The organism is Ruegeria sp. ABV3_008 (assembly GCF_056161185.1).
Map to the genome: position 1 here is coordinate 241866 of NZ_JBSWYP010000008.1, position 9876 is coordinate 251741.

General features: G+C 59.8%; 11 protein-coding genes and 1 pseudogene. 5 read left to right on the forward strand and 7 right to left on the reverse strand.

What is annotated here, in order from left to right:
* Positions 1-81 precede the first annotated feature (81 nt).
* The gene (locus ACXAH8_RS15385) at positions 82-1848 is read right to left on the reverse strand and encodes a PQQ-dependent methanol/ethanol family dehydrogenase (protein ID WP_170658879.1); all 1767 of its coding nucleotides are present in this window, start codon (positions 1846-1848) and stop codon (positions 82-84) included.
* Between the two features lie 176 nt (positions 1849-2024).
* Here ACXAH8_RS15385 and ACXAH8_RS15390 point away from each other — a divergent pair, with 176 nt between their 5' ends.
* The gene (locus ACXAH8_RS15390; protein ID WP_475219714.1) at positions 2025-2579 is read left to right on the forward strand and encodes a hypothetical protein; all 555 of its coding nucleotides are present in this window, start codon (positions 2025-2027) and stop codon (positions 2577-2579) included.
* An 85-nt stretch (positions 2580-2664) separates the two neighbouring features.
* On the opposite strand, the gene ACXAH8_RS15395 is transcribed toward ACXAH8_RS15390, so the two are convergent.
* The 6 genes from ACXAH8_RS15395 to ACXAH8_RS15420 form a co-directional block, all read right to left on the reverse strand.
* Positions 2665-3204 carry an SEL1-like repeat protein gene (locus ACXAH8_RS15395; protein WP_475219715.1) on the reverse strand — a complete coding sequence of 180 codons (540 nt, stop codon included), beginning with the start codon at positions 3202-3204 and terminating at the stop codon, positions 2665-2667.
* Positions 3205-3279: 75 nt separating this feature from the next.
* The gene (locus ACXAH8_RS15400) at positions 3280-4071 is read right to left on the reverse strand and encodes an ABC transporter permease (RefSeq protein ID WP_475219716.1); all 792 of its coding nucleotides are present in this window, start codon (positions 4069-4071) and stop codon (positions 3280-3282) included.
* Complete coding sequence (locus ACXAH8_RS15405; RefSeq protein WP_475219717.1) at positions 4068-4787, reverse strand: ABC transporter ATP-binding protein; 720 nt, start codon at positions 4785-4787, stop codon at positions 4068-4070. Before ACXAH8_RS15405 ends, ACXAH8_RS15400 begins: the two co-directional genes overlap by 4 nt.
* A complete protein-coding gene (locus ACXAH8_RS15410; protein ID WP_475219718.1) occupies positions 4784-5233 on the reverse strand; it encodes a cupredoxin domain-containing protein in 450 nt (149 codons plus the stop codon). Before ACXAH8_RS15410 ends, ACXAH8_RS15405 begins: the two co-directional genes overlap by 4 nt.
* 22 nt (positions 5234-5255) lie before the next feature.
* Positions 5256-6218, reverse strand: a complete 963-nt coding sequence (locus tag ACXAH8_RS15415; RefSeq protein WP_152460706.1) for a YVTN family beta-propeller repeat protein — start codon at positions 6216-6218, stop codon at positions 5256-5258.
* Positions 6219-6223: 5 nt separating this feature from the next.
* Complete coding sequence (locus ACXAH8_RS15420) at positions 6224-7390, reverse strand: ABC transporter substrate-binding protein (protein WP_475219719.1); 1167 nt, start codon at positions 7388-7390, stop codon at positions 6224-6226.
* Between the two features lie 157 nt (positions 7391-7547).
* Between ACXAH8_RS15420 and pedF the strand changes: the two genes are divergently transcribed.
* The 4 genes and pseudogenes from pedF to ACXAH8_RS15440 form a co-directional block, all read left to right on the forward strand.
* Entirely contained in the window at positions 7548-8228 is a 681-nt protein-coding gene (pedF, locus tag ACXAH8_RS15425; RefSeq protein ID WP_170549083.1) for a cytochrome c-550 PedF, read from the forward strand.
* Between the two features lie 18 nt (positions 8229-8246).
* A complete protein-coding gene (locus tag ACXAH8_RS15430; RefSeq protein ID WP_475219720.1) occupies positions 8247-9143 on the forward strand; it encodes a substrate-binding periplasmic protein in 897 nt (298 codons plus the stop codon).
* 69 nt (positions 9144-9212) lie between these two features.
* Positions 9213-9752, forward strand: a complete 540-nt coding sequence (locus ACXAH8_RS15435) for a CoxG family protein (protein ID WP_475219721.1) — start codon at positions 9213-9215, stop codon at positions 9750-9752.
* Between the two features lie 27 nt (positions 9753-9779).
* Positions 9780-9876: pseudogene (locus tag ACXAH8_RS15440) on the forward strand ((2Fe-2S)-binding protein); the annotation flags it as partial.

Genomic DNA, 9876 nt, shown 5'->3' on the forward strand with positions numbered 1-9876 from the left:
CGCCTACTGGCGGAAGGTCGTAGACCAAAGAAAACGCGCGCCCGGATATCGAGCGCGCGATCTTTGGGGTCAGAACCCGCCTCAGTTCGCCGAGGCCAGCTCTTTCGGCAGGCGGAATGTCCACAACGTACCGCCCTGGTTCAGATAGTTGACCTTCTTGGCCACTTCACCGCCCCATAGCGGAACCGCACCGCCCCAGCCGGAGATGATCGAGACATATTGCTCGCCATCCTGTTCCCAGGTCACAGGTTGACCGACGATGCCGGAACCGGTCTGGAACGACCACAGTTTCTCACCGGTTTCGTCATCCAGCGCGATGAACTCGCCTTCGGGGGTACCGAAGAAGACCAGACCACCAGCTGTGGTCATCACGCCCGACCACAGCGGGGCGTCGTTCTTGTATTCCCACTTCCACTCGCCGGTATCGGGGTCGATGGCCTTGAGCGAGCCGATGTGATCTTCGTAGTTCGGCTTGATGGTAAAGCCCGCGCCCAGATAGGCGGCACCTTTCTTGTAGGTGATCGGCTCGTTCCAGATATCCATGCCCCATTCGTTCGAAGGCACATAGAAATTGCCGGTGTTCTGCGAGAACGACATTGGCATCCAGTTCTTGCCGCCCAGGAAGGACGGCGAGGCAAAGATGACCTCACCCTTGTTGCCATCAGCCGCAGCGGCCGGATCACCGGGACGGTTGTTTTCGACAAAGATCGGACGGCCGGTTTCATCAATTCCGTCGGCCCAGGTGATGTCCTTGACGAAAGGTGTCGCCGAGACGAACCCACCATCCTCACGGTTCAGAACATAGAAATACCCGTTCCGGTCGGCAGTTGCGTAGCGTTGGTTGCCCTCGCGGTCGGTATAGGCAACCACTTCGTTCACACCATCATAGTCCCAGCCTTCACGCGGGGTGGTCTGGAAATGCCACTTGATCTCGCCGGTTTTCGGGTCGATCCCAATGCGACTGGCGGCATAGAGGTTGTCGCCCTTGTTGCCTTCTGTGGGGGTGCCCGCATTGCGCAGCCAGCTGTTCCACGGGGCCGGGTTGCCCGCGCCAAAAACCAGCGTGTCGGTGTCAGCGTCGTAAGAGCCGCCCAGCCAGGTCGCGCCGCCGCCGGTTTTCCACATGTCACCGGGCCAGGTCGCGTTCAGCTCACCTGTCATGGTGCTTTCTTCGCCGTTCAGCGTGCCCATGTGCCCTTCGATCACGGGGCGTTCCCAAACCAGATCGCCGGTATTGACGTCCCGGGCCTGAACCGCGCCGACGATGCCGAACTCACCACCCGAGTTGCCGGTGATGACCAGACCATCAACAATTAACGGGGCGGCCGTATAGGAATAGCCCGCCTTGTAGTCAGCAATCTTGTCGCGCCAGACCACATCACCCGTGTCCTTGTTCAGCGCCACGATCCGCGCGTCCAGCGTACCGAAAATGACCTTGTCGCCATAGATGGCAGCACCCCGGTTGACCACGTCACAGCAGGGCAGAATGCCTTCGGGCAGGCGCGCATCGTATTGCCAGACCTCTTTGCCGGTTTCCAGATCAATCGCATAGAGGCGCGAATAGGACCCGGTGATATACATCATCCCGTCATAAATCAGCGGTTGGGTTTCCTGCCCGCGCTGCTTTTCGCCGCCAAGACTGAAGGCCCAGGCCGGAAGCAGGTTCTTGACGTTGTCCTTGTTCAGCATGTCCAGCGGGCTGTAGCGCTGCAAATGCCGTCCCATACCATTGGTCACAACCTGAGTTGTAATCGTTTGGTCATTGGCCAGATCGTCTTCGGTAACTTCTGCATAGGCTGCGCCGGTTGCGACAATGCTCGCAGCGGCGGCCATGATAAACCGGTTCATCGGTGTCCTCCCTAGACTTATGTCTTTCCTCCACGCCGAATCTCCGACGCGTCGGGATTGTTGGCGAGAGTATTATTCGCAGGCGGGCACCGGTGTTGGAATTGCACATTGGTCGTAGGGCGCAATCAGCCGATTTCAACTAGGTTGGGCCATCTTTTTTGACGCGCGAGGCTATGATGCGGCGGCTTTTCACTTGGTTTATCCCTGCGGTTTTGATCTGCGCGCTGCCCGCGCTGGCCGATCCTCTGTCGGGGCAGAAGACCATTTCTCTGATCGACGGAGAAGGCAACAAGCTATTGATCGGAAAGGTGACTTTCGAACCCAAGGGCGACGCCGCAGCCTATCAGATTGACCTGAGTGCAGGCCCCTTCGCAGACCATTTCCTGTCCATGCGCCCGTTTCGCTGTCTTGAGGGGGCGGATAAACACTTGTGCCATGTCCCTTACCCTTATGCTCTGCGGCGCGAAGTCTCCGACGACGATCTGACCGATCTGGAATACGACCTGCTGTTTATCCACAAGGGCGCCACCGAATACGGCATTGATATGTGGAACGGGGTCTACTATCGCCTGCAGCGCGACGGCGCCCGCCTGATCGGACAGCTGCACGAAATGGATATGGGCGTCCTTTCGGCCCCGCCCGAAGACGGAGATCTAAGGCCCGTATCCGAGGCAGACATCCACGAGGCCGATCCCGATAGCCATTGGTTGCCTCAGGTCGTGATCGACTGATCATAGGTTAGTTGCGATTTGGGAAACCTTGCACCAACGGGCGCCCGCGCCTTTTCCAGTGCCCGACTACGACACCTCACTAAACTCAGAACAAGGGCGCGTATTTCCACTCATCTGCGTCCGGCGTGACCTCATTGGGGTCATAGCCAGAGTCTTGCAGACGTTTGGCGATCTTCAGGCCGTCGCTTGCGGCTTCATCGACATAGGCGCGGCCCAGCTCGGGGTCTTTCGCCACCCCGTGGCCGCGCAGGAGGTTGAGGCCGTAGTTAAACTTGCCCACCGGATCGCCCAGATCAGCGGCGCGTTTGTCCCAGGCGGCGGCGGCATCGGGATCGTAGTCTCCGCCCAGCCCGTTATTGTCCAACTGCCCCATCCATGTCATCGCGCCGGTATACCCGGCATTGGCGCAGCTTTCGAACAGCTTGCGCGCCATCTCGTGACGGCCGGACTTGGTGATGTAATAGCCGGTCGCGCAGGTCGTCATATCGGTGACGCCATTGTCAATATTGCTCATGACACGGCCAAAGCCCGTGTCCTGCGGGTTGAGCGTGCCGTACTCATCCTCGACCGTCTGGGCCGAGGCGGCTGTGCTCAGAAACAGTAATGCAATTGCGATACGGATCATGAAAGAACCCTCCGTTTGAAAGGCACAATAGCGCATCGGGGGGCGCATTTCACCTCTGCCATGGTCGTAGACGGCTTAGCGACCGGGGCGTTTTATGCCGCGGGCCGGATCGTAGCCCCATAGCGCGAGGCCCAGAAAGGCCAGTCCGGCGAGGATGGTCCAGCCAAGGGCCGGGCCGTTGAACTGACCATAGAGGGCAAACCGGATCAGCTCGACCGCATGGGTAAAGGGGTTGAGCGCGCAGATATCGCGCAACAGGGCCGAGCTTTCGGCCATCTTCCACAGCGGATAGAGCGCCGAGGACAGGAAGAACATCGGGAAGATGACAAAATTCATCACCCCGGCAAAATTCTCAAGCTGCTTGATGGCCGAGGACAAAGCCAGACCCAAAGCGCCGAGCATCAGCCCGGCAATGATCAGTGCGGGAAAGACGCACAGATATCCGTACCAGGGCATATCAATCCCGTAGATCGCGGCCACCGCCAGAAACGTATAGACCTGCAGGATCGAGATCGTGGTGCTGGCCAGCAGGCGGCAGAACAACAACCACCATCGCGGCAGAGGGCTGGTCAGCAGCAACCGCATCGACCCCATCTCGCGGTCATAGACAAGGCTGAGAGAGCTTTGCATGCCATTGAACAGCATAATCATGCCGCACAGGCCCGGCACGATGTAGATCTCATAGGTGATATAGGTCTGATAAGGCGGTGTGATCGACAGACCCAATGCCGCGCGGAACCCGGCGGCAAAGACAACCAGCCAAACCAGCGGGCGTACCAAAGCGGCGATGAACCGGCTGCGTTGGCGGATAAAGCGCAGCGCCTCGCGGATCAGGATCGCGCGCAGGGCGATCAGCGCGCCCGTCATGCGGAGGCTCCGGTCATCGACAGAAACACCTGTTGCAGGGGTTGGTCGCCGGTGATGTCCCTGCAGGTGCCTTGTTTCAGCATCTTGCCTCGATGCAGAATGGCAAGCTGATCGTCGGGGGTGATCTCATCGGTCAGATGGGTGGCCCATAACACGGTCAACCCATCCTGCGCCGACAGATCATGCACATGTTGGGTGATGGCGCTGCGCGCTGCTGCGTCCAGCCCCACTGTCGGTTCGTCCAGCAACAGGACCGAGGGCGCATGGATCAGGCAACGCGCGATCTCTAGCCGTCTGCGGTGGCCGCCATTCAGATCGCGGGTGCGCTCGCTTGAACGCTCGGCCATATCCAGACGCTCCAAAGCGGCGGTGATGCGGGTCTCGGCTGTGCGACCAGACAGGCCGTGCAAGGCAGCGAAATAGCTGAGGTTGCGTTGAACCGTCAGGTCCAGATCCAGTGTCGGCTGCTGGAAGACAACTCCGATCTGCGCCAAGGCCTGACGGGGTTGTTTCGAGATATCGAACCCCGCCACCTCAATCACCCCCTGCGCGGTGGTGAACAGACGGGTCAGCAGGGAAAACAGCGTTGATTTCCCCGCGCCATTGGGCCCCAGCAACGCGCAAAACGCGCCCTGCGGGACGTGAAAGCTCACGTCATCAAGGGCGCGTTTGTCGCCATAGGCGTAGCTGACATTGCGGACCGAAAGCCCTGTCACTTAATGGTAATCTCCAGCCGCTGCGTTTCGCCGGTGCTGCCCGGCACTTTCAGATAGTAGCTGCCCGGTTTGATCGCGACAAAGCCTATTTCCATCTCGCCCGCCTCGTCAAACTCAACGGAGTCGACGCCCAAAGGCCGGATTTCCAACCCCTCGACCACGATCTCATCCACCCAGATCGCGCGGAAGAACTCGGGCCCGACCAGAGCCAGTTCCTGACTGCCGTCGCCTTGAATTTCGAACTCATAATAGGTGCCGGATTTCAGCTCCCATGGGGCCTCGGCCAAAGGCACTCCGGCAGAGAGCGTGATCGGAGGCAGGTCTTCCTTGTTCTTGGCCGACAAGATTCCAGCCAGACCAAAGCCGTCGTCATCATCATCGTCGGCCAAAGCCGCAGCGGGCAAAGCCATAGCCATCATCGCGGCCACGCATATCAGTCGCTTCATCTCTTTAATCTCCTCAATCTTGTCAGTTGGTCGGACGGAAGGCCGCGCCCCAGGGGAAACGCCCAACCTTGATCGTCTTGATCGGTTCGCGCTTGGCCACATCGATCACGGTCACATCGCCAGACACGCCGTTGGTGGTGAACAGCAGCGACTTGTCGGCGTTGAAATCCATGTGCCAAACGCGGCGACCCACGAGGATGTAATCCTCAACCTCATAGGTTTCGGCATTCACAGCCGCCACATGGTTCGACGGTCCCAGCGCGACAAAGGCGGTCTCATCCCCGTTGGACAGTTCAAACCCCACGGGCTGCACCCGGTCGGGGTGGACGCCTTCGACCTCGAACTCGATCTTGGCCTTTTCGGTCTGGGTTTCCACGTCGAACACGGTGATGGTGCCGCCGATTTCTGAGCTGACCCACAGCTCGGTCCCGTCCTTGAGGAACTCGGCATGGCGCGGGCGGGAATCGACCAGAGTATTGGCGAACAGCTCTTGTGTCTCGGTGTCGATCCAATGGGCCATGTTGGTGGTCTCGGACGTGGTAATGGCGATCTTGCCATCGGGGGAAACCGCCATCCCTTCGGGTTCGATCCCCACGTCGATCTGCGCAATCACCGTGCGCGATTCCGTATCTACCACCGTGGTGATCGCGTCGTCTTCGTTGGCGATGTAGAGGTGCTTGTCATTAGGGTGCAGCACAAACTGCTCCGGGTCTTCGCCCGAGGGCAGGTCATGCAGAATCTCGCCGGTCTCGGGGTCCATCACCTGAACCGAGTCACTGTCGGACGCGCAGATATACAGAACCGAGTAGTCCTTGGAGAACGTGATCCCTCGCGGGCGTTCGCCGGTCTCGATCGTGCGGATCACCTCAAGCGTTTCGATGTCGATCACGCTGAGCGTGTCGTCCTTTTCATTGCTGATCCAGATCTCATCGGCAGTGGCCGGAGCGCAGAGCGCAGTCGCTGCCAGAAGTGCTGCTAGTCTCATCGCTGTTACTCCTTAAATGCCTGACACTGACTTTCGGCTTCATCAATGCCAAGCGTGTCCAGTTCAGTGCGTTGATGCAGAAACCCCTCAAGTGGAGCCATCGCCACTACGGCGCGATCCGTGACCAGAGGGATGGGCTGCCGCAACTGGCCGTTCCAGGCCCGGAAATTCATCGCGCGGCCTTTGAAGCCCGCCAGTTCGAAATCCTCCGACAGGATATAGTCGCGCAAAACTGTTGGATCGTTGGATTGGGTGCGCGTCACCGCCTCGCCCAAGGCCCGGTAAGCCGCCCATGCAGCGTAATCCTTGGGCCGCATCGCCCGCCCTGCCTGATCGGCAAAACGGTTCTGCATCTGCACTGCGCCCCATTGTTCGACCACGCGCGACCACGTGACGGGCTGCAACCCTTCGGACCCGGCAACGGGGCGCGGTTCCCACGTGTTGAAGGGGATGTAGCGGCCGAAATCGTCCAGCTCATCGGCGACAAGCAGCACGTCATAGTCGCCAAACTCCTGTGTAAACAGCGGCACTTCCTGCGCCGCGTTGCGCCGCAGGTCGGCATCGAACACCCATGTCTTTTCCGCTTGAAGTTCCAGACGAAACTTTTGCAACGACCGCTTCAACGCCTCGGCAAAGGCCTGATCCCCCGGATGCTCGCCCGAGATCAGGACGATATCTTCCCACCGGCGTTTGACCAGGAACTGCGCCAGAGCGTCGGTGCGCATCACGTCCGATGGCAGGGTGTGCAACAGGTTGGCGCGGCACTCGGCCTCACGCAGCGATAGGTCTGGGGCCGAGGCATTAAACAGCACCGCGCCCGCCGCTTCGGGCAGATCGGCGACCTCAAGCTGCGCTTGCGCAGGCGCGTCCAGAATGACAAAGGGACCATTGGCCAAAGCCTGCCGCGCGGCTTGCGCCCAGTCACCGCCCTCGGGCACCGTGGTCACTGTCAGATCGTATTTGTGCCCCAGAAACTTGGCCGTCGTCAGGTTGTCGGCTAGGCCCAGCTCGGCACCCGCCATGCCTACGTCTTCTGGAATCGGGTCGAGGTTGGACAGAACCGGAGGACGCTCAACCTCTTGCTGCAGGTAGGTCACTGAAATCGCAACCTCGGCCTGCGCAGCGCCAGATGCCAGCGCCAAGGCTGCAAGAACAAAGGAAAATCTAAACATGTCTGCGCCTCCTCCCCGGCCCTAAAAGTAAAAGCCGGTCGAAAATGGGAAAGCCATTCGACCTTAGTCGCAGATTTTGCCCATCTGCAACCAAGGTCGAATGTCGCGATGTATTTGCCTGCGCTATGACCGGGGAAAGCTTCAATAGGAGGATGAGATGCGTCTTGGTTTTTACAGCGCGGCGCTTGCGGCAACGGTGACAGCGGGAATGGCGCTGGCACATGGAGATGTCGCGCCCCAGCCGGTAAATACGGATGCCCTTCCCGACGTGAGCGAGGAATGGCTGATCGAGAACCCCTATCGCGATCAGGGCGAAGAGGTCTGGCAGGCTGCAATCGAAATCGGCGATTCCGGCTACAACCAGAACTGCGCGCGCTGCCACGGCCTGGGCGTCGTATCGGGCGGCCTGGCCCCCGACCTGCGCTACCTCGAGGCCGAAGAATACGGCGATGAATGGTATATCGAACGCTTCCGCGAGGGCTATACCCAGAACGGAATCACCAAGATGCCCGCCTTTGGCGATCTGCTGGGCCAAAAAGCGGCTTGGGCCATCCGCACCTATATCGAAACCCGCCCTGATGACGGCGCGTTGGACGATCACTCGGACCGGTTGAAGGAAATCCGCGACGAGCTGGCCGCTATGGCAGAGGGCGCGGATGGGGACACAGCCGCCCTGCAATCCGAACTGACCGAGATCGCGGGTACAATCGAAACCGGCTCGGGCGCGCCTGTGGCCGACTCGGTGGCGCTGCGGGCTGCGGTGCTGATCTCGGGCGAGGCCCCGGATTTTGCACAGGCGGCGGAGCAGCTGACTATCGGATTGTCTGCCGCGCAATAGAACGGCAGACTGGGGCACATGATCGGACGCCATTTCATTTTCTCCCTGTTGGTCGCCGCCCTGTCCGCCGGGTCGGCTTTGGCCAGGTGTGAAGACCATGTGCCCCAACCCAAACCCCAGAATGCCAGCCGCGATATCGTGGGCGCTGATCTCGATACCATTGTCGAGCGCGGCTATATCGAATTCGCTGCCTACGAAGACTTTGCGCCCTGGTCCTTTGAAGAGGATGGCAAGATACAGGGCGTGGACATCGAAATCGGCAAGCTGATCGCACAGGATCTGGGGGTCGAGCCCCGGTTCAATCTGGTCGCGGCCGGTGAAAACCTAGAGGCCGATCTGCGCAACTGGATTTGGAAGGGCCCGCTGATCAACGGGCGCGTGGCCAATGTCATGCTGCACATTCCCTATGACAGCGAATTTGCCTGCCGGGTCGAACAGGTGGTGTTCACCGGTCAGTATCATGACGAGGAAATCGCCATCGCCTTTCGCCGCGATGCTTATCCCGAAGACCCTCCGGTTCCGGCCTATTTCCGCTTTGACACCGTCGCTGTTGAAAACGATTCGATTGCGGATTTCTACCTGTCGTCTTTTCCCGGCGGGCAACTGTCGCAGAATGTCCGCCGGTTCCCAACCGCGGATCAGGCGATGGAGGCTCTGGCCGCAGGTGAAACGATGGCCGCAATGGGCCCCCGCGCCCAGCTTGAGGCCGGGCTGAACCCCGAACTGGATATCCACACCCCTCCGCTGCCCGGCTTTGCCGTCAGCACCTGGACCAGCGGTGTAGCCGTGCACTTTGCCTATCGCGGCCTCAGCTATGCGGTCGATGATGCGATCTATGCAGCACTTCAGGATGGCCGCATCGCCAAAATCTTTGAGGATTACGGGCTGACGCACACCCCTCCGGAACTGCGCTGACTACGCCCAAGGTCGCATATGCTTTGCGGCCCCGACGCCCTAGGTTGGAAAAAACTCTGGAGGAGTGACATGGAGTTACATGACAGCCGCACAATAACCGCGCCACGGTCCGAGGTCTGGGATGCCCTGCTGTCGGCAGATGTTCTGCGCGAATGCGTTCCTGGCTGCCAAGAGATGACCGGCACCGCCGAGGACGGGTTCGATGCCACCGTGGTGCAGAAAGTCGGCCCCGTCAAAGCCACGTTCAAAGGCAAAGTGACCCTGTCCGACATGGTGTCCGGGGAAAGCCTGAAATTGTCGGGCGAAGGCAAGGGCGGCGCTGCCGGTTTTGCCAAGGGCGCAGCAGATGTCACGCTGTCCGATGTCCCCGAAGGCACCTTGCTGACCTACAATGTTGACGCGCGCGTGGGCGGCAAGCTAGCCCAGCTGGGTGGTCGCGTCGTGGACGGGTTCGCCAAGAAAATGGCGGATCAGTTCTTTCAAAATTTCCAAAGCGCGGTCGAGGTCGAGCCAGAGCCCCCCGCCGACGAAGCGGCAGCTGAACCCGAACAACAAGCGGAAGAGGCGACCGAAAAGAAAGGCTGGCTCAAGCGCGTATTGGGCGGTTGAGCTACTGATTTAAGGGAGGAAAATGTGATGAAAATATCGCTGACTGTGAATGGCATGTCTGTGAGCGGTGAAGTTGAGGGTCGGACGTTATTGTCTGGTTTTTTGCGGGATCATTTGTCTTTGA